This window comes from Agrobacterium rosae (genome assembly GCF_002915175.1).
Classification (GTDB): Bacteria; Pseudomonadota; Alphaproteobacteria; order Rhizobiales; family Rhizobiaceae; genus Agrobacterium; species Agrobacterium rosae.
The window spans coordinates 23,314-43,768 of the sequence record NZ_NXEJ01000008.1 but is presented as its reverse complement, the minus strand read 5'-3'; the positions used below and the strand labels follow the sequence as shown (position 1 = coordinate 43,768).

16 protein-coding genes are annotated in these 20,455 nt (G+C 56.7%); 11 read left to right on the top strand and 5 right to left on the bottom strand.

Annotation, left to right across the window (positions count from 1 at the left end):
- Nucleotides 1-9: 9 nt before the first annotated feature.
- The 3 genes from CPJ18_RS16115 to CPJ18_RS16105 are packed head-to-tail and all read left to right on the top strand — an operon-like array spanning nucleotide 10 to nucleotide 4,007.
- Nucleotides 10-1,473: an aldehyde dehydrogenase family protein gene (locus CPJ18_RS16115; RefSeq protein WP_103659375.1), complete on the top strand. Its 1,464-nt coding sequence runs from the start codon at nucleotides 10-12 to the stop codon at nucleotides 1,471-1,473.
- Nucleotides 1,474-1,487: 14 nt separating this feature from the next.
- Nucleotides 1,488-2,534, top strand: coding sequence for a tartrate dehydrogenase (locus CPJ18_RS16110; RefSeq protein ID WP_103659684.1), 1,047 nt, complete (start codon nucleotides 1,488-1,490; stop codon nucleotides 2,532-2,534).
- A gap of 15 nt (nucleotides 2,535-2,549) precedes the next feature.
- Entirely contained in the window at nucleotides 2,550-4,007 is a 1,458-nt protein-coding gene (locus tag CPJ18_RS16105) for an NAD-dependent succinate-semialdehyde dehydrogenase (protein ID WP_103659374.1), read from the top strand.
- A 42-nt stretch (nucleotides 4,008-4,049) separates the two neighbouring features.
- On the opposite strand, the gene CPJ18_RS16100 is transcribed toward CPJ18_RS16105, so the two are convergent.
- Nucleotides 4,050-5,327, bottom strand: a complete 1,278-nt coding sequence (locus tag CPJ18_RS16100) for an NAD(P)/FAD-dependent oxidoreductase (RefSeq protein ID WP_103659373.1) — start codon at nucleotides 5,325-5,327, stop codon at nucleotides 4,050-4,052.
- Nucleotides 5,328-5,354: 27 nt separating this feature from the next.
- Complete coding sequence (locus CPJ18_RS16095; protein WP_103659372.1) at nucleotides 5,355-6,023, bottom strand: haloacid dehalogenase type II; 669 nt, start codon at nucleotides 6,021-6,023, stop codon at nucleotides 5,355-5,357.
- A 320-nt stretch (nucleotides 6,024-6,343) separates the two neighbouring features.
- Here CPJ18_RS16095 and CPJ18_RS16090 point away from each other — a divergent pair, with 320 nt between their 5' ends.
- From CPJ18_RS16090 to CPJ18_RS16060, 7 genes are all read left to right on the top strand, one after another.
- Nucleotides 6,344-7,177 carry a GNAT family N-acetyltransferase gene (locus CPJ18_RS16090; RefSeq protein WP_103659371.1) on the top strand — a complete coding sequence of 278 codons (834 nt, stop codon included), beginning with the start codon at nucleotides 6,344-6,346 and terminating at the stop codon, nucleotides 7,175-7,177.
- Between the two features lie 14 nt (nucleotides 7,178-7,191).
- A complete protein-coding gene (locus CPJ18_RS16085; protein WP_103659683.1) occupies nucleotides 7,192-8,565 on the top strand; it encodes an aspartate aminotransferase family protein in 1,374 nt (457 codons plus the stop codon).
- A gap of 205 nt (nucleotides 8,566-8,770) precedes the next feature.
- Nucleotides 8,771-9,487 (top strand): HAD-IA family hydrolase, encoded by a 717-nt coding sequence (locus CPJ18_RS16080; protein WP_103659370.1) that lies wholly within the window; start codon nucleotides 8,771-8,773, stop codon nucleotides 9,485-9,487.
- Nucleotides 9,488-9,560: 73 nt separating this feature from the next.
- The gene (locus CPJ18_RS16075) at nucleotides 9,561-11,174 is read left to right on the top strand and encodes an ABC transporter substrate-binding protein (protein ID WP_103659682.1); all 1,614 of its coding nucleotides are present in this window, start codon (nucleotides 9,561-9,563) and stop codon (nucleotides 11,172-11,174) included.
- Between the two features lie 129 nt (nucleotides 11,175-11,303).
- Complete coding sequence (locus CPJ18_RS16070; RefSeq protein ID WP_103659369.1) at nucleotides 11,304-12,254, top strand: ABC transporter permease; 951 nt, start codon at nucleotides 11,304-11,306, stop codon at nucleotides 12,252-12,254.
- A 2-nt stretch (nucleotides 12,255-12,256) separates the two neighbouring features.
- On the top strand, nucleotides 12,257-13,099 hold the full coding sequence (locus CPJ18_RS16065; protein WP_103659368.1) for an ABC transporter permease: 843 nt from the start codon (nucleotides 12,257-12,259) through the stop codon (nucleotides 13,097-13,099).
- Nucleotides 13,099-14,763 (top strand): ABC transporter ATP-binding protein, encoded by a 1,665-nt coding sequence (locus CPJ18_RS16060; protein ID WP_103659367.1) that lies wholly within the window; start codon nucleotides 13,099-13,101, stop codon nucleotides 14,761-14,763. Before CPJ18_RS16065 ends, CPJ18_RS16060 begins: the two co-directional genes overlap by 1 nt.
- Before the next feature lie 12 nt (nucleotides 14,764-14,775).
- On the opposite strand, the gene CPJ18_RS16055 is transcribed toward CPJ18_RS16060, so the two are convergent.
- Nucleotides 14,776-15,252, bottom strand: a complete 477-nt coding sequence (locus CPJ18_RS16055; protein ID WP_103659366.1) for an Lrp/AsnC family transcriptional regulator — start codon at nucleotides 15,250-15,252, stop codon at nucleotides 14,776-14,778.
- Between the two features lie 228 nt (nucleotides 15,253-15,480).
- Here CPJ18_RS16055 and CPJ18_RS16050 point away from each other — a divergent pair, with 228 nt between their 5' ends.
- Nucleotides 15,481-16,806, top strand: a complete 1,326-nt coding sequence (locus CPJ18_RS16050; protein WP_103659365.1) for an NAD(P)/FAD-dependent oxidoreductase — start codon at nucleotides 15,481-15,483, stop codon at nucleotides 16,804-16,806.
- Between the two features lie 57 nt (nucleotides 16,807-16,863).
- On the opposite strand, the gene CPJ18_RS16045 is transcribed toward CPJ18_RS16050, so the two are convergent.
- Both CPJ18_RS16045 and CPJ18_RS16040 read right to left on the bottom strand, forming a co-directional pair.
- On the bottom strand, nucleotides 16,864-18,552 hold the full coding sequence (locus tag CPJ18_RS16045) for an acyltransferase (protein WP_103659681.1): 1,689 nt from the start codon (nucleotides 18,550-18,552) through the stop codon (nucleotides 16,864-16,866).
- Nucleotides 18,553-18,557: 5 nt separating this feature from the next.
- Entirely contained in the window at nucleotides 18,558-20,423 is a 1,866-nt protein-coding gene (locus tag CPJ18_RS16040) for a DUF2264 domain-containing protein (RefSeq protein ID WP_103659364.1), read from the bottom strand.
- Nucleotides 20,424-20,455 lie beyond the last annotated feature (32 nt).

The window sequence follows — 20,455 nt, the reverse complement described above, 5'->3', positions numbered from 1 at the left end:
GACTAGGCAATGACGCTCAGTTTCGATCCAGATACGATTTCGCTTCCGCATTATCATTTCATCGGTGGTGAAAGGGTGGATGCCGGCGAGGGCATTGCCATGCGACGCCCCTCGGACGGCGTTGCATTTGGGGACTGCCCTGTGGCCAGCGCCGATCTGGTGGATCAAGCGGTTCAGACGGCCAACGCTACGCTCAAAAGCAGCAACTGGGGTGGCGTGCGACCGCGCGACCGCACACGCGCCATGCATCGCTGGGCTGATCTCATCGAGCATGATGCCGAGTATTTGGCGAAGTTGGAGGCCGTGTCATCCACCCGACCCGTCGGGCATCTGGTGGCAGGCGATATCGCTGTGACCGCCGAACAAATCCGTTTCTTCGCTGAGTTTGCAGACAAGGAATGCAGCGATTTGGTGCCCACGTCAGACACCAGCCTCGGCATGATCATGACCGAGCCTTTCGGTGTCGTCGGTGCCATCACCCCGTGGAATTTTCCGCTGTCGATGGCAGGTTGGAAGATTGGCCCGGCACTTGCCGCGGGCAATGCCGTGGTGCTGAAGCCATCCGAGATGACGCCGTTTTCGACATTGCGGATTGCCGAGCTTTCGGTTGAGGCCGGTATTCCTGCCGGTCTCATCAACATCGTCTTGGGCGACGGCATGGTCACGGGCAATGCTATTACCGGCCACATGGATATTTCCAAGGTCAGCTTTACCGGCTCCACCGCTGCCGGCGCCGCCATCATGCAGAATGTCGCGCGCACCGGCGTCAAACCGATGACGTTGGAGCTTGGCGGCAAGAGCCCGCAAATGGTCTTTGCCGACGCCGATATCGACAGGTCGGCTAAAGCAATTGCTCAGAGCATTATCTCCAATGCCGGACAAGCCTGTGTGGCAGGCTCACGGCTGATCGTTGCCAAGGAGATTGCAGAGGAGCTGATTGATGCAATTACCATCATCATGCGCCGCGTCGAGACCGGTCCGACATGGGATGAGAAAACCCAGTACAGCCCGATCATTTCGCAAAAGCAGATCGAACGCATCGACGCGATCGTCCGTGCGGCTATCGGTGCAGGCGCGGAGTGCCTGACTGGCGGGCAGATTATGGATCGCGACGGTTACTTTTACGCCCCAACACTGCTTGGCAACGTCAGGCAGGATTCTCCTGCCGTGACCGAGGAAATCTTCGGTCCTGTGCTGACGCTGCAGACATTCGAAGATGAGGACGAGGCTCTCGCCTTGGCCGACCATCCCACCTACGGCCTAGCAGCAGGCGTTTTCACGCGTGATCTTTCGCGGGCCATTCGAGTGACCAGACGGTTGCAGGCGGGTACGATTTGGGTCAATCGTTATGGCCGCTCTCGCGACCATATTCTGCCGACCGGCGGCTACAAAAGCTCCGGCATCGGCAAGGATTTGGGGCGTGAGGCCTATATGGCGAACCGGAAGTCCAAAAGCGTTCTCATCGATCTCTAAGGCGGATAATGCACATGAAAAATCATTCCATCGCACTCATTCCCGGTGACGGCATCGGCACAGCCGTGACCGACGCCGCCTGGGCTGTTTTGCAGGCAGCCGCCAAGAAGAGCGGAACGTTCACGCTGACGGGAAAGACGCTTCCGTGGTCCTGTGCCTTCTTTAAGGAAACGGGCGCGATGATGCCAGCGGATGGAATAGAAACCCTGCGTGGTTTCGATGCCATACTATTGGGTGCCGTGGGTTGGCCAGCCGAGGTGCCGGATTCCGTTTCTCTGCACGGCCTGCTGCTGCCGATCCGTAAAGCCTTCGTGCAATATGCCAATATCCGCCCCCACCGTCTGCTGCCGGGTGTCGAGGGTCCCCTGAGGAAAGAAGACTTCGACATCCTTTGCATCCGTGAAAACACCGAAGGGGAATATTCCGGTGCCGGTGGCCGCGTCCATGTTGGCACACCGGATGAAGTGGCTGTCGAAACCTCGATCTTTACCCGCGCGGGCGTGGAGCGCATTCTGCGTTTCGGCTTCGAGCAGGCACGCTTCCGTCGTAAAAAACTGGCGTCTGTCACCAAGTCCAATGCCCAGAAATATTCTATGGTGTTCTGGGACGAGATGACCGCGAAAATCGCTGCCGAATATCCCGACGTGGAGGTGACGAACTATCATATCGACGCCATGGCGGCACGCATGGTGATGGCACCGGAATCGCTGGATGTCGTCGTCGCTTCCAATCTGTTCGGCGATATTCTGACAGATCTCGGTGCCGCCATTCAGGGCGGGCTTGGCTTTGCGGCATCGGCCAATATCAACCCGGATCGATCAGCCCCCTCGATGTTCGAGCCAGTGCATGGCTCGGCTCCCGACATTGCGCATCTCGGCATTGGCAATCCCATCGCCGCCATCTGGTCCGGTGCAATGATGCTCGATCATCTCGGAGAGAGCCAAGCCGCCGCCGATATTATCTCGGCAATCGAAGCCGCAACCGTCAAGGGCATCGGTACGGTACCCGGTAGAGACAAAACGGACACCATCACAGCCGCCGTGCTGGCAGCGCTGGTTTAAAACGGAGGATACGGCATGAGTTTTCTGAAAGATCAGGATTTGTTTCGGCAGCAGGGCCTCATCGGAGGTCAATGGCTGGATGCGGCATCCGGCAAAACGGTTGAGGTGATAGACCCCGCCACGCAAAAAGCGCTGGGTAGCGTACCGGACATGGGCGGCGATGAAACCCGTGCAGCCATCGATGCCGCCGCAAAAGCCTTTGCGCCATGGAAAGCCAGAACCCATGCCGACCGCGCAGCGCTTCTGGAAAAATGGTACGCGCTGATGATCGAGCAAGAGGACGATCTCGGGCTTCTCTTGACGATGGAACAGGGGAAACCTCTGACCGAAGGCAAAGGCGAAATCCGCTATGGCGCGTCCTTTGTCAAATGGTTTGCCGAGGAGGCCCGGCGCATCAACGGCCACACTATTCCCTCGCCCACCACAGACCGGCGCATTGTGGTGATGAAAGAAGCGGTTGGTGTTTGTGGCATCATTACGCCGTGGAATTTTCCCAATGCGATGATCACCCGCAAGGTCGCACCGGCCCTTGCCGCCGGATGCACTGTTGTCATCAAACCGTCCGAGTTCACCCCCTATTCAGCCCTGGCATTGGGTGTTCTAGCGCAACGGGCCGGTATTCCCGCAGGCGTCATCAACATCGTTACCGGCATGCCAACAGAGATCGGCAACGAGTTGCTGTCGAACGAAACTGTCCGCAAGATTTCCTTTACCGGCTCCACCCGTGTCGGATCGCTTCTGATGCGCGGTGCGGCTGACAGTATCAAGCGCCTGAGCCTTGAGCTTGGCGGCAACGCGCCCTTCATCGTGTTTGACGATGCTGATCTGGATCTCGCCGTTGAAGGTGCTATCGCGTCAAAATTCCGCAACGGCGGCCAGACTTGCGTCTGCTCCAATCGCATTCTGGTGCAGGGCAATGTTTATGATGCCTTCGCGACTAAGCTCTCGGCGCGGGTGTCTGCCATGAAGGTTGGCCGAGGTACGGAATCGAATATCGATATCGGCCCGATGATCAACGCCGCGGCCATCGACAAGATCAAACGGCACATCGAGGACGCACTTTCCAAGGGTGCGGAAATCCTTTCGACTCCACCCAAATTGCCAGAAGGCAATCAGTTCACCGCTCCTATCGTGCTGGGCGGTGCCACGACTGACATGCTGCTGGCGGGAGAAGAAACCTTTGGGCCTGTCGCACCGCTGTTCCGCTTCGAGACAGAAGAAGAGGCGCTCGCCATCGCCAACGGTACGCCGTTTGGCCTTGCTGCCTATTTCTACACGGAAAGCCTGAAGCGTTCGTGGCGCGTGGCGGAAGCACTGGAATTCGGGATGGTGGGGCTCAACACGGGTTCGGTTTCCATGGAAGTCGCCCCCTTCGGCGGCGTCAAGCAATCCGGCCTAGGCCGTGAGGGCGCGCAGTGCGGGATTGAGGAATATCTTGAAACCAAAGCGTTCCATATTGGTGGCCTGAACTGAAACGAAGAGGCCCACAACCTGCTCGTTGCGGGCCTTTCACTTTCACTGAAACTTGTCGAGCATCTTGTAGTAGAAGCCGACCACAGGGAGGAACCACGGTTTGCCGGAATAGCCAGGCACTGCGTTCCAATCCAATCCCTTCAGCGGGTTGCGGTCTGGCTTACCAAGCAGTTTGTCTGCGAGAAGCGTCCCCATATGAATGGACATCTGCGCGCCGTGGCCGGAATAGCCCATGGCGAAGTTCAGGCCTTCGACTTCGCCCGCGCGCGGGAAGCGGTCGCTGGTCATACCGACCAGTCCGCCCCAGCAATAGTCGATATCGACGCCACGAAGCTGCGGGAACATCTCCGCAAGGCCACTCCTGAGAATTTCACCGCTTTTCGCATCTGAACGCGCATCGGACGTCGCAGAAAATCGTGCTCTTCCACCGAAGATCAAACGGTTATCCGGTGATAGCCGGAAATAGTTGCCGATATTCATAGAGGTCACGCAAGTGCGGTTTCCCGGCATCACAGAGGCGACTTCGGCGTCGCTCAGCGGTCGTGTCGCCACGATGAAGCTGCCGACGGGGATAATGCGGCGCTTGAAATAATCGAATGGCCCCGCGGTATAGGCGTTGGTGGCAACGATGACGTTGCGCGCCTCGATAGTGCCGCGCGGTGTGGTCAGCCGATGGATGCCGCCCTGTTCGCTACGATCCGTGACGGGTGCCTTTTCGAAAATGGTCACGCCGTGGCGCACGCAGGCTTGCGCGATGCCATGCACGAAACATCCCATATGCATCATGCCACTTTTCTTCGAGAGCATCGCACCATGGAAATTATTCGAACCGATCTCATTTTTCAGATCGGCCTTCGAAAGAAGCTCGGTATCGGGGTCGATCTCTCGGTTGACAACCTCGAAATTCTTCGCAATCGCATCCATATGGGCGGGCTTCGACGCCAGTTTCAACTTGCCGGCCCGCCTGAAGCTGCAATCGATACCTTCTTCAGCGACAATTGCCTCGATGGTATCCACTGACGCGTCGTAGGCGCGATAGAGCGCGCTGGCACGCTCTATCCCCAAATGTTCCTTTGCAGAGACGAAGCTGTGGGCGATGCCGTTGTTGAGATGCCCGCCATTGCGGCCGGAGCCGCCAAAGCCAACATGCTGAGCCTCCAGCACTACCACTTTCGCGCCGCCCTTCGCCAGGCTGCGGGCAGCGGATAGACCTGTAAAGCCGCCGCCGATAATGGCGACATCGAATGTGCCTTCGACCTGTCCCGTTCCCGCAGGGGTAAAAATTGGAGCCGTGTCGTGCCAGTAGGATTTGAACTGCATCGTCCTCATTACCCTCTCTGAAATACGTTAAAGCCCAACGACGCCCGGCAACCCCGAGATATCCTTGATTTCGGTATAGCCGTAATAGGGATTGGCTGGTTCATGGCCTCTGTTAACCCAGACCTTGTTCTTGATGCCGAGATCATGCGCCGACATCAGATCGTAGCGGAACGATGAGGAGACGTGGAGAATGTCTTCCGGATTGCAGCCCAGCATGTCGAACATATATTCGAACGCCTGGAAACGCGGCTTGTAGGCATTGGCCTGCTGCGCGGTATAGACCTTGTGAAAGGGTGCGCCCAGCTTCTCCACATTGTGCATGATCTGGTCATTCATGGCGTTCGATAGTATGACCAGCGGAATTTCCTTGGCGACCTTTGCAAGCCCGGCAGGCACATCCGCATGCGGACCCCAGCTCGGCACCTGTTCGTAAACGAAGCGGCCGTCGTCGTCCTTGAAGGTCACACCATTCTTGCGGCAGGCGCGTTCCACAGCGTTATGGACAACCTCATTGTAAGGCTTCCAGTCTCCCATAATTTCGTCCAGCCGATAGGCGGCAAAGTTCTTGATGAACTGCGTCATCTGCTGTGCATCCAGTCGGTCGCCATAGAGCGTCTGTGCCGCCTCGGCCATCTGGAAGTTGGTCAGCGTGCCGTAGCAATCGAAGGTGATGTACTTGGGGCGAAACTGGGTCATGTCGTTTGTCCTCATGGATTGGCCATACGGCTACTCTGCTCATGGAGACCATCATAGGCGTCGGAACTCGGCTGCACGCACCGCAATCACCATGCAGCAAAGCAGATTGTTGCGTATAGACGGGCAGCTTTGGCAGAGAGTTGCGCTACGTATAGCGAAATGCACCGCTTAGCGGCCTGCATCTCTAGGTCCACAGCATAAGATGCGGCGCTTGCCGTTCCAGACAGCGCGAACTAATGAAACCTCCATCGAGGTCAGGACGATCTACTTTCTATGAGCGGCTATGAATAAGAAAAGCAAACTGCCGCGAGGGAAACGCCATGCTGGCGAGCCAGATCGATCTCGTTGAATTGACAGCCAACCATCTAGAGGGTGCATTGGCGCTCTCACAGCAGGCGCAATGGCCGCACCGGATCGAAGACTGGGCCATGGCTCTTGCGCTCAGCAAAGGCGTAGCCGCCGTTCATAAAAGTCGTGTTCTCGGAACAGCCATGACCACGCTTTATGGGGATGATGCTGCAACCATTAATATGGTCATCGTCGATGAAGCCATGCGTGGGCTTGGCATCGGCAAGCGTCTGATGGATTTTGCGTTAAATGCCGCCAGCGGTCGTGAATGCCGGCTGGTCGCCACGCAAGACGGGCTGCCGCTTTATCAAAAGCTCGGTTTCCGGGAAACGCATCGCATCGTTCAGCATCAGGGTCCTGTTTCCGCCATGCAGCCTAGCGAAGGGGTGGCGTGGACAGGTGCGAAAGACGCGGCAGAATGTGCTCGCCTTGACCGCGCGGCCTGTGGCATGGATCGGCGCGATCTTATCACGTATCTCGCCAGCAATGGCCGTCTCGCCGTCATTCATCGCGATGGCCGCGTTGCCGGCTTTGGCGCTATCCGTCGCTTCGGGCGCGGGGAAGTCGTAGGTCCAATCGTCGCAGAAAATACCGTGGATGCGAAAAACTTGCTGTCATTCCTTATGGCTGGCCGTGAGGGGCAATTCCTGCGCGTCGATACGAGCGAGCAAAGCGGCCTCGCATCATGGCTGACGGAGCTTGGCTTGTCCCATGTCGGAGGGGGTATCGCCATGATCCGCGATGGGAAACCCTACTCAAACACTACCGTTCAAACTTTTGCATTGGCCAGTCAGGCCCTTGGTTGATCCTGGAGATCGTTATGCTCAGCAATTCCCTCATCGAACTCGACCGCGCACATCTGGTCCATCCGGTTGCCTCCTACAGAGGCCACGAAAAGCTTGGCGTGCGGGTGCTGAAATCCGCAAAGGGTGCCACCGTCACCGACATGACCGGCCATCAAATGATCGATGGGTTCGCTGGCCTGTGGTGCGTCAATGCGGGCTACGGCCACGAAAGCATCGTTGAAGCCGCTGCCAAGCAGATGCGCGAGTTGCCCTACGCGACGGGCTATTTCAGCCTCGGCTCGGAACCTGCGATCCGTCTGGCATCGGAACTGGCAGATCGCGCGCCAGGCGATCTCAACCATATCTATTTCACGCTCGGTGGCTCCGATGCCGTAGATAGTACGGTGCGGTTCATCCGCTATTATTACCATTCTCTCGGCACGCCGCAGAAAGACCAGTTCATTTCACTCGAGCAGGGCTATCACGGTTCGAGCACGGTCGGTGCTGGCCTCACGGCACTTCCGATATTTCATGCAGGCTTCGGTCTGCCGTTCGACTGGCAGCACAAAATTCCGTCGCATTATGCCTATCGCAATCCCGTTGGCACCGACCCGCAAGCCATTATTGCTTCCTCCGTCTCGGCGTTGCGGACAAAGATCGAAGAAATTGGCGCGGAGCGTGTCGCAGCCTTTTATGTCGAACCGATCCAAGGCTCGGGCGGTGTTCTTGTCCCGCCCGATGGCTGGTTGAAGGCAATGCATGCGGTTTGCAAAGAATTTGATGTGCTGCTGGTCGCTGACGAAGTCATTACCGGCTTTGGTCGTACCGGTCCGCTCTTTGCGTGTTCAGAAGAAGATGTCGTTCCGGATTTCATGACCACGGCAAAAGGCTTGACCTCCGGTTACGTGCCGATGGGTGCTGTGTTCATGTCCGACAGGGTGTACAATGTCATTGCAGATGGTGCAGGCAGCGCCGCTATAGGACACGGTTATACCTATTCAGCCCATCCGGTCAGCGCCGCTGTGGGTCTGGAAGTGCTGAAACTGTATGAAAACGGACTTTTGGATAACGGCGTCAAGGCGGGTGCGCGATTAATGGCCGGGCTTGAGAGCCTTGCAGACCACCCGCTTGTCGGGGATGTCCGCGGTCGCGGAATGCTGGCGGCTATCGAACTGGTGACGGACAAACAAAAGAAAATCCCACTGCCCGCCGCTGCCGACCCATCTCGCCGCATTTTCGACCGCGCCTGGGACAACGGCCTCGTCATCCGCGCCTTCGGTAACGGCGTTCTGGGCTACGCGCCACCGCTCTGCTGCAAGGAAAGTGAGATCGACGCTATCATCGAGCGTACCCGGATGACGCTGGATCAGACGTTGGAAGACCCGGACGTTCGTTCAGTCATGGCTTGAAGGGCTGCGCTGGAAATACCGCTTTGATGCCATATTCGGAATATTGTGCCGCAGGGGTCTGGTCTTTCAGCTGATACCACGAGCGATTGTTGCGATTATAAGCGAAAGACTACGGAATACAGCGATATCGGATAAAAACTGACAGCATAGAATTCTGCAAAGCCCATCCAACACATCCGCGATCCGCATTGAAAAGGAGCACGACATGCCGAAGAGTTTAGCAGACTTCAAATATCTGAGCTTCGATGTGGTTGGAACGCTGATCGATTTTGAGAGCGGGCTTACAACGTGCTTGAAGCAGATCGGCGAAGAGCAAGGTGTTACGATCGATAGCGAGGCTGCGCTGACGCTGTACCGTAAGGCTCGTTATCTGCCTGATGTCGGACTGTTTCCGGATGATCTCGTTCGTGTCTACCTGGTCATTGCGCCGGACCTCAGATTGCCCTCTGAACGTGGTCTCGGTGAACGGCTTCGGGATTCCGCAAAAAGCTGGAAGGCTTTTCCCGATAGCACGCAGGCACTGGCTCAGCTCGCCAAACGCTACAAACTGATCGCGATGACGAACGCCCAGCGTTGGGCTTTCGAATGCTTTTCTGAAGAGCTTGGAAATCCGTTCTACCAGGGCGTCACCGCTGACGACACCGGCACCGAAAAGCCCGACCCTGCCTTTTTCGACTATGTATTCGAATTCGTTCAGTCCGAAGGTAACAGCAAAGACGATATTTTGCACGTTGCCCAAAGCCAGTATCACGACATCGGGATTTCCCGAAAGCTTGGCATGACGAACTGCTGGATTGAACGACGCCACGCTCAAAAAGGCTATGGCGGAACGATAGAGCCTGAAAACTTCACGAAGCCAGACTTCCACTTCACTTCCATGGCCGCACTTGCTGATGCCGCCGAAGAGAAAAGTGACGCCTGAACTGCCCTCAATGGGTAAAGGCGGCGTCATAAGCCGTTCGACCCGCATGAACTCAACAAAAAGGGGAATGAACATGACCGATAATTTCATGATGAACTGGACATCCGCCGACGATGCAATGGTCGAAAATGCCATTCGCCGCGGTGCGAGCCGTCGCGACCTTCTTAAGATGCTGATGGCAGGTGGCATTGCCATGTCCGCCGGCTCTGCCATTCTCGGACGCGCCGGTCAGGCGCTGGCCGCCACACCTGTGTCCGGCGGCTCCCTGAAAGCGGCCGGTTGGTCATCCTCCACCGCCGATACGCTTGACCCGGCCAAGGCATCGCTTTCCACCGATTATGTTCGCTGCTGCGCCTTCTATAATCGTCTGTCGACTATCGATGAGGCAGGCATGACGCAGATGGAGCTGGCTGAAAGCATCGATAGCAAGGACGCCAAGGTCTGGACGGTGAAGCTGCGCAAGGGCGTTACGTTCCATAACGGCAAATCGCTGACGTCTGCGGACGTTGTATATTCGCTTAAGCGTCATCTGGACCCCGCCGTGGGCTCCAAGGTTAACTCCATCGCTAAGCAGATGACCGGCTTTAAAGCCGTTGACGACCTGACGGTTGAGATCACGCTCGAAAACCCGAATGCCGACTTGCCGACCATTCTGGCGCTGCACCACTTCATGATCATTGCCGATGGTACAACGGACTTTGCCAAGGCAAACGGCACCGGCGCTTTCGTGTGCGAAATTTTCGAACCGGGTGTCCGCTCTGTTGCCACGAAGAACAAGAACTACTGGAAGTCTGAGGGGCCTTATCTCGACTCCTTCGAGTTCTTCGCGATTTCAGACGACACGGCTCGCGTCAACGCGCTTCTTGCAGGTGATATTCAACTTGCCGCCGCCGTCAACCCACGCGCCATCCGCTTGATGGAAGGTCAATCGAACGTCGTCATCTCCAAGACGACCTCCGGCAACTACACCAACCTCAACATGCGCCTCGACCTGGCACCGGGCAACAAGGCCGATTTTGTGCAGGGCATGAAATACCTCGTCAATCGCGAGCAGATTCAGAAGTCCGTGCTGCGTGGTCTTGCCGAAATCGGCAACGACCAGCCAGTTTCGCCCGCAAATATGTATCACAACAAGGATCTGAAGCCGAAAGCCTTTGATCCCGATAAGGCGAAGTTCCATTTCGAAAAGGCCGGCCTCATCGGCCAGTCGATCCCGATCGTCGCTTCAGAAGCCGCAGCATCATCGATCGACATGGCGATGGTGGTGCAGGCCGCAGGTGCGCAGCTTGGCATGAAGTTCGATGTTCAGCGCGTGCCGTCTGACGGCTACTGGTCGAATTACTGGCTGAAGGCACCGGTTCATTTCGGCAACATCAATCCACGCCCGACGCCGGATATTCTCTTCTCGCTCCTCTACGCGTCCAACGCGCCTTGGAACGAAAGCCAGTACAAGTCCGAGAAGTTCGACAAGATGTTGGTGGAGGCGCGTGGCCTGCTCGACATCGAAAAGCGCAAGACGATCTACAACGAGATGCAGGTGATGATCGCGGAAGAAGCTGGCACGATTGTCCCGGTTTATATCTCCAACGTAGACGGCATTTCCTCCAAGTTGAAAGGCCTCAAACCCAGCCCGCTTGGCGGCATGATGGGTTACGCCTTCGCGGAACACGTATGGCTTGAAGCCTGATCCCGGACATTTGCCCGTCGCAACACGCGGCGGGCAAATGTCCCGTTTCTCCCATGCATTGCTATCCCAAGCCTTTGACCGGACAATGCGGATGCTGGGAGCAGAGATCGTTTCCGAAAGAGAGGCCGCATGAACAAACATGTTTTTGCACTTGTGGTGAACCGGCTGTTTATCGCGATCATCACCATGCTGATCGTCTCCTTCACCGTGTTTTTCGCCACCGAGATGCTGCCCGGAGATGTGGCGCAGATATTGCTCGGGCAATCCGCCACACCGGAGGCGGTTGCGGGCCTTCGCACCGCAATGCATTTGGATGATCCGGCTATTCTACGGTTCCTGCGCTGGCTGGGTGGCCTCGCCGTGGGTGATCTCGGCAAGTCCTATGCGAACAACATGGCCATTGCCGATCTCATTGGCGGGCGTCTCGCCAATACATTAAAGCTGGCTGCCGTCACGGCGCTGTTTTCCATCCCCATCGCACTGACACTCGGTATTACGGCTGCCATCATGCGCGGCACCGTCTATGACCGCATCGTCACCACGGTCACGATTGCCGTGATTTCTGTGCCGGAATTCATGGTCGCAACCTCTGCCGTTTTGATTTTCGCGGTTTACCTGAAATGGCTGCCAGCGCTTGCTTTTGCCAATGAGGTCCACTCGTTTGGAGAGCTGCTGCGGGTTTTCGCCATGCCCGTCATCACCCTGAGCTTCGTCATATCAGCCCAGATGATCCGAATGACACGTGCTGCCGTGATCGAAACGCTCGATACACCCTATGTGGAAATGGCACTGTTAAAGGGCGCGTCGCGTTCCCGCATGGTGCTGCGGCATGCACTTCCCAATGCGCTCGGCCCAATCGTCAACTCGGTGGCCCTGTCTGTGTCCTACTTGCTCGGCGGTGTCATCATCGTTGAGACCATCTTCAACTATCCCGGCATCGCCAAATTGATGGTGGATGCCGTTTCGACCCGCGACTTGCCACTCATCCAGACATGCTCGATGATTTTCTGCCTCGGCTATCTCGTCCTGATTACCATCGCCGATATCATCGCCATCGTCGCAAATCCGAGGCTTCGTTGATCATGGCCCGTATCGCGCTTTCTCCCCGCAGCTTCGGTTATCGCTTCAATGCCATCGGCATTGCTGCACTGACGGTCATTTTCCTATGGGCGCTGATTGCCATCTTCGCGCCCCTGCTCATTCCCTATCCGGTCGGTGATATCGTCGACTTCGACTATTTCGGCCCCATGTCCGAAAAGTTCATCATGGGTACGGATTATCTGGGACGCGACATCTTCTCGCGGATCCTCATGGGCGCGCGGTATACGGTCGGCATCTCGCTCGCATCGGTCGCCATTGCCTGCTTTTCCGGCGTAACGCTTGGCATGTGTGCGGCGGTGGCGGGTGGCTGGTTTGATCAATGCCTGTCGCGCTTCCTCGATGCCTTGATTTCCATTCCCAGCAAGCTGTTCGGTCTGGTCATTGTCGCAGCGTTGGGACCGTCCATCCCGATTTTGATCATGACGATGGCCATCATTTATATGCCGGGGTCCTACCGATTTGCCCGAGCGCTTGCGGTCAATATCAACACCATGGATTTCGTGACCGTGGCGCGGGCACGTGGTGAAGGGGTCTTCTACATCATCCGTGCCGAAATCCTGCCGAACATATTGGGCCCGGTGCTGGCGGATTTCGGGCTGCGCTTCGTCTTCATCGTCCTTCTCCTCTCCGGCCTGTCCTTCCTGGGACTGGGTGTTCAGCCACCCAACGCAGACTGGGGCGCCCTGGTGCGAGAAAATATCGGCGGCCTGTCCTTTGGTGCACCGGCGGTGATGTTCCCGTCAGTCGCCATCGCCACCCTTACCATCAGCGTCAACATGCTGATCGACAACCTGCCGCAGAAAATTCGTGACCGGAGTGCGTGATGGCCAATCTCGTTGAAGTTCGTGACCTGAAGGTCGAGGCCAAAACCGATACCGGCCGCATCGTGGAGATCATTCGCGGCGTTAGTTTCGATATTGCCAATGGCGAAATCGTCGCCCTGATTGGTGAGAGCGGCTCCGGTAAGACCACGATTGCGCTGACGATGATGGGGCACACGCGTCCGGGCTGCAAAATCGTCGGTGGCTCTGTTCGGGTTGGCGCAACGGATATGGCTGTAGCATCACAAAAATCCTTGTCGAAGCTGCGCGGTACCGATGTTGCCTACGTCCCGCAAAGCGCTGCCGCCGCTTTCAATCCCGCACAACGCATCATGGATCAGGTCATCGAGGTCGTTCGCATTCACGGGCTGATGAGCGATGCGGAGGCCAAAACGAAAGCAGTCGAGCTGTTTCGTGCGCTGGCTCTGCCCAATGCCGAAACGATCGGCGAGCGTTATCCGCACCAGGTCTCTGGTGGCCAATTGCAGCGACTTTCGGCTGCCATGGCGTTGATCGGTAATCCGCGTCTTGTGATTTTCGATGAGCCAACGACTGCCCTTGACGTAACCACCCAGATCGAGGTGCTGCGCGCCTTCAAATCGGTTATGAAGGCCGGTAATCTGGCCGGCGTCTACGTCTCGCATGATCTGGCCGTCGTTGCACAGATTGCTGATCGCATCGTTGTGTTGAAAGGTGGGGAAGTCCAGGAAATCGGCGCGACCGAGCAGATTCTCAACCACCCGGAACACCCCTATACGCAAGAGCTGCTGGCGGCCTTCAAACCCCGAATTCATGCAAGCGCTGCCGACGCAGATGCCACGATTATTAAAAAGCCCCTGTTGGAGGCCCAAGGCATCATCGCGGGTTATGGTCCTATCCAACCAAACGGAATGCCATTGGCATTGGCCCTGAAATCGGTCGACATTTCGCTGGAAGAAGGTCGCAATCTCGGCATTATCGGCGAATCCGGCTGCGGAAAATCCACGCTTGCGCGCGCCATCGCAGGCATCCTGCCACCGGTGTCGGGCCATGTCATTTTTGACGGTCGCGAGCTGGCGCCAAATGCCCGGGATCGTCAGCGCGAAGAACTGCGAAAATTGCAGATTGTTTTCCAGTTTGCCGATACCGCTCTCAACCCGTCAAAGTCGATTTCAGATATTCTGGAACGTCCGCTTGCCTTTTACTATGGCATGGACCGAAGCGGACGCGAGGCGCGTGTGGACCAGTTACTCGACATGGTGCATCTGCCTCGTGCCATGAAGTTCCGGCGTCCTGGTGAATTATCCGGCGGACAAAAGCAGCGCATCAATCTGGCCCGTGCACTCGCTGCTAATCCAAAAATCATTCTCTGCGACGAGATTACATCGGCGCTCGACACAGTCGTGGCTGCTGCCATCATTGATCTACTGAAGGAGCTGCAGCGCGAGTTAAAGCTCTCCTACATCTTCATCAGCCATGACTTGTCGGTGGTGCAAGCGATTTGCGATGAGATTGCGGTCATGTATGCGGGCGAAAAGGTCGAGCAGATGCCTCCATCGGCTATCGGCAATGCTAACGCGCACCCCTATTCCAAGCTTCTATTTTCGTCCGTGCCCAAACTCGACACCGGCTGGCTGGACGGTTTGGAGCGAGACCCAGAATTGGTTCGGGCCTTTGCACAGCGCTAAACGCTTGCTTTGTTACATTGGGAACAGGCTCGTCAGCGGCATATGCGGTTTGACGATGGGCGATTTCAGCACGACGAAGCTGAAATATTTGTCGATGCCGATATCCATGTCGATCAGGCGCTCCATGATCGTCTGATACTCACCAATGCTGCCGGTAACGAATTTCAGAAGATAGTCGTAGCCGCCGGATACCAGGTGACACTCGATAACGGAATCCAGCTTTTCGACGGCGGCCAGAAAGCGCGCGAAATCGATTTGCCGGTGGTTCTTCAAGGTCACTTCGGTAAAGACCGTCAACGTCTGGCCGAGCTTGCCGATATTGATCTGCGCCGAGTAGCTGGTGATGAACCCTTCCGACTGCAATTTCTTGACGCGCATCAGGCACGGGCTCGGCGACAGGTTCACCAGGTCCGCCAGTTCGACGTTGGTAATGCGGCCGTTCTTTTGAAGTTCGTAGAGAATTTTTACATCGATCCGGTCAAGCTTCATAGCGCCAAAAATCCTGCTGCGTTCTCGTCACGCAGCATAATATGCGGCACAATTGACAGCGCAAGTAAAACTACCGGAATGCCAGTGGTTCCGCAGGTGCAACCGCAAATTTGGCAGATAGATGTGGCGGAGCGAGACGCTACAGAATAAAATTCTGTCCGGCTGGCGTCTTGCAGCAGGTGCGAAGAGGCGTTTGGAGTAGTATTGTTGCGTCTTCAGGAGAACGCAATGCCCGCACCGCTATACCGCATCGAGACCACATCACAATTGCCTAAAGAAGCCGATCTTGTCGTCATTGGCGGCGGGGTGGCGGGCGTGTTTTCCGCCTATTATTTGGCACAGCGCGGCTTGAAGGTGGCGCTGGTCGAAAAGGGATTGATCGGTGCCGAACAAAGCAGCCGCAATTGGGGCTGGTGCCGCCAGCAGAACCGGGATGCCCGAGAGTTGCCAATGTCGACGCACAGCTTGGCGCTTTGGGAGCGTTTCGGCCAGGAAACGGGCGAACAGACCGGCTTTCGGCGCTGCGGGTTGCTCTATCTGAGCAACAATGAGGCTGAGCTCGAGGGCTGGGCGCGTTGGCGTGATTTTGCCCGCACCGTCGGTGTAACCACCCATATGCTGAGTGCGAATGAAGCAAAAGAACGAGGCCGCGCCACCAACCGGGATTGGAAAGGCGGCGTATTTTCACCGACAGACGGCATAGCCGACCCATCAAGGGCCGCACCCGTAGTGGCGCGCGCGCTCATTCAACTGGGCGGAACCGTCCATCAGATGTGTGCCGCACGCGGTCTGGAGTTGCAAGCAGGCAAGGTTTCCGGTGTCGTGACCGAACACGGAACGATCGGTACGAAAACCGTGGTTCTGGCTGGCGGGGCATGGGCATCGTCATTCTGCCACCAGCTTGGCGTCCGCTTTCCGCAGGCCGCTATCCGCTCTTCTATTTTATCGGTCACGCCGGGTGCGCAACGTCTGCCTGATGCTTTGCACACGGCGGATGTTTCCATCACCAGCCGTGGCGATGGCGGTTATACACTGGCGATCAGCGGCAGGGCACGGGTCGATCCCACGCCCCAGCAGCTTCGCTTTTCCCGTGAGTTCGTGCCGATGTTTCTCAAGCGCCGCAAAAGCTTGGCCCTCGGTGGGCCGGAAGGCTGGAAGGCGGGCCATGAGACGCTGAAGAAATGGCATCTGGATGCAATCACTCCGATGGAAAAGAACCGTATTCTCGACCCTAAAACAGACCAAGTGCAAATAGACGAAACCTTTCGTCGCGCCCAGGATTTGCTGCCGGAATTGCGAAAGACAACGATTGCCAACAGCTGGGCCGGTTTCATCGATAGCACACCGGATGGCGTGCCGGCGATTGGCGAGGTCGAAACCGTTCCCGGTCTCATTTTGGCGGCCGGGTTCAGCGGCCACGGTTTCGGCATCGGACCGGGGGCAGGGCATCTGGTCGCCGATATCGTGACCGGGGCAACACCCATTGTCGACCCGGTTCCATACCAACCTGGACGGCTGAATACCTCTGTCTGGGGCAAGGTCGCAGAATTCTAAATTGCGCAGGTCAGGCAAGAATTCCTAACGGTGCGGCGCATAATAACTGGGGTCAATTCATGTAACTGAAATTCGCTTTGGAAGATGCCGATTGCCATCACGAAAATCGCCGACGATGGTCGCTGGTTCGAAGCGATGAATACCCCTTGGTTGAAACGGCAACAACTGTTCATTACCCAGTAGCTTCGCAGAAAGCCAAAGAACAGACATCCACATTTCCGTGCCTTGTAATCCGGCAGGATGACCCTCCGCAAAGGCAAATCCCCTTCCTTTTTGCCAGGTTTTACTGGTTCGTCTTATCGTTTCGCGGGCAATGTCTTTTACCTCGTCTTGCCTGTGATCGTTCTGCTTCAGACACAAAAGAAGTGGATGGATCGTATCGAGCAGGTTGCAGGCATTGTAGTCCTTTCCCTGAAACGTGCCATAGGCGTGATAATTGGCGATAACTGAATCGATTGTCGCCTGCGGATAGGGAACGGGCAAGCCGAATTGTGCGTAAGAGCCGCGGGTTGTCCGGTAAAAGCCATTGACGGGTTGCAGCAGACCCTGCGCGGCGGTCGGAGCGCCCCATAGGCCCGTGGTTTTATCGGCATTCATTGCCAGCCACCCGAAAAGAACGGCGAGATTGTTGCCGGAGCTAAAGTAGCGCCTGTTGAAATAATCCGCTGTGGCGAGGGCGTCTAGGGTGGCACCACAGTGCCATGCCCGGCTTCCCCAAGGCAGGGTTTTGAGAAGATGAATGAGCTCGTCAGCACTCATATCCTCAACGAAAGCAATAGGTTTTCTCGGGAAAGCACCGAAACATTCGAGCGCATATCCAACAGCCAAAATATTGTAGAGGACATCCGGGTCCTGTTCCGGCGTCAAAGAATGGCGTTGGTTGGTTGAGAAAAACAGTCCCGTTTCTGTATCCTGCATAGCCTGAAGCTCAGCCACGGTTTTTTCGGCATCAAAAGCGGTCTCTTGTTGCCCGAAAGCAGCGGCGATTTCGATGGCATCGCACATATGCCTGACGCTTTCGACGTCATTCCCGGATGCATCGGCTGAACGATAGATTCCGTCTTTTTCATAGAAGCGAATGACAGCCTGCCAATCACCCGCGATCTCTCCGCCGATTTCACGTAACAGGCGATCGGTTTCTGGCGGTTTGGAGGCCTGCGCTGCTTTCTCTCCACGATGTCTCAAAACGCGGGCGGGGACGCCACCTGCAATGACCATGGCCGGAATGTCCTTCGACACCACGGCACCTGCGGCAATAATCGCGCCGCGTCCTATTTTCACGCCGTCCAACACAACCGCATTGGCACCGATCCAGACGTCATCGCTGATCTCTATGCCAATCGAGGTCAGCGGCTGGCGGTAGATGGGGGTCTCAGTATCGTCGAAGCCATGGTTGAATCCGACAATACTGACATGTGATGCAATACGAACACCATTGCCGATCGTGACCTTTCCCGAAATGCAGGCATAGGGATTAATCGATACGTTTTCGCCCAGTTCAATGTCACCGCGCACGATGGCATGACCGGCAATCCACGACTGCGCGCCCATCGTCAGTCTGTCGGTATGCACCTCGGCTTTGGCGGCGATGTAAACTCCAGACCCGAAATGAGCATTGGCGGAGTGTTTCAAGCCTTGCAAACGTGCCTGATTGTCGGGAGTGTCGATATCCTCCTGTGTCCGTTCCCAGGTCACGATATTCAGCCGATCAGACCTTTGGGAAATCACCGGCGGTTCGTCCGTCATCTGCATCAACCTTCGCGATTTTCGTTGAGGGCGAAGGCTGGAACCCGCCGTCCATCGCGCCTGAATGTCTCTTCCAACTCTGGTACATCAGGAGTAAGGGGCAATGTGGCCAATGCCGATTCCGCTGCTTTGGTGGCGGGTTGCGCCACACAGGCTGTTACAAGAAGCGTCTCGCCTGTCGGGATGGTGCCTCGTAATTGCGGAACAAGGGTTCTGGGGTGAATGAGATTGGTGTTGGCGATTGCCTGATGGCAGAGCCCTGTCCGCCGGATGCCAGTCGATAGATCGAGAATGGCGCTTGTGTCGCTCTGTCCGTAGCAGACGGCACGGCCTTCTCCCTCTTCTGTTCGGTCCCGGTTGAAATCGGCTCGTTCTATGGCAAATCCACCTTCGGATGTGTGCAACGGACGCGGGGTGCGGATGCGGTGCAACCTGATGTGCCAAGGGTTTTGTGGCACGAGCCACGTCTCGATGTCGACATCCGCCCATGGCCTCCACCGCGAGAACAGGAAGTCCCTTGCAATCAACGCCTCTTCCATCGTCTCACGCGTGCGAAAGTGCACACCATCGTCCGAAAGTCCCAGCATTCCGTCGAAACTGGCCGCCGCAAAATGCCTGTCGTCTGCTTCGATGTTGAAGGCATAACGGGTTGAATAGACAAATTTCGAATATTTCTCCTGCGCGCCGCGCATCTTGTCGTGCTGCTGGCCGGAGGAGAGGATGACGACGTTGCCGGGCGTGTGGAACGCGACCATGCCCGGTTGTGGCAAGGGTATCGGTTCGTCAAATGTTTCAGGCTCTTCTTCTTGTGCTGTCCAGAATGGATGGTCGGCGGATAGTGCCAGTGGCAGAAAGAACTTCAGCGCCCAATAGGGCGAGCAGGGGGAATTATAGCTCTCGCTCATCAACAGGTTGGGGTAGCCGTAACCGATTGATAAAACGCCGTCGCGATCACAGATCGGCAGCCTGGCCCACCAACGGATGTGGCGCATATAGTAGCCTTTGACCTGAGACCATGGCAGCGCCTCAAGATCGGCAAAGGCAAGCCCGCCCCAGAAGCCACCCGCTGCGAAACGATAGGCCTGGCTGCGGCCAAAGGCGAGCGAAGCGCCATCCGGGCCGAACCAATGGCGGATATCGCTGGCGAAGCGTTTGGAGCGTAGAAGCAGCCGGGCTTTGCGCGCATCATCGCCCTTGGCCAGCACCGTATAGATCAGCCCGTAGAAATGCATGGCGAAGGGCACGTAATGATCGACCCGCCGCACCGGTCCATCGCGATACCAGCCATCGCCAATGTCGAAAGCCTCGAGCTCATCGAGATAGGCATGCGTTTTGGATGTGTCGAAGGCCACGCCCACCCGTTCTAGACCAAGATCGATCAGAACACGAAAAAACTTCCAGTTATTATCTACGAATTCCCGTTCCCGCGCTGCCAGCAGGTAGGCGGCGACAATCTCTTTGTCGGCCTCGTCCAATGGCTCCCAGATGTGCTGAGGCACCATGGCCAGTGCAAAACCGATGGCCGCCAGTTCTACAAGCCGCTGGTTGCGGTCGGCAACATCGCCCCAATATTCGGCATGATCAGGATTGGTACCATTCGCCAGACCGCGCCGGTACAGGTCCCAATGCGGGAAGTCATATCCGCCAGCTGCCAGTGGAACGATGCCCCAAAGCGGTCTTGCAAATCCCTCCAGTTCCGCTGCCGGATAATCGAAGATCGCACCCGTGGCGCTGAGCCGGACTCGCGCCCCGCCCTCGGAAAAATACGGAAGAAGCGGGTTGAACAAATCCATTACCGCTTTAGCAAGGTCGTCTCTCGTAAGCAGCGGATTGTTGAAAAGCGGGTTGGCCTTGGCGCTATCGTGATGCACGGCATGTCTTCCAAAAACAGATCATAAAAACG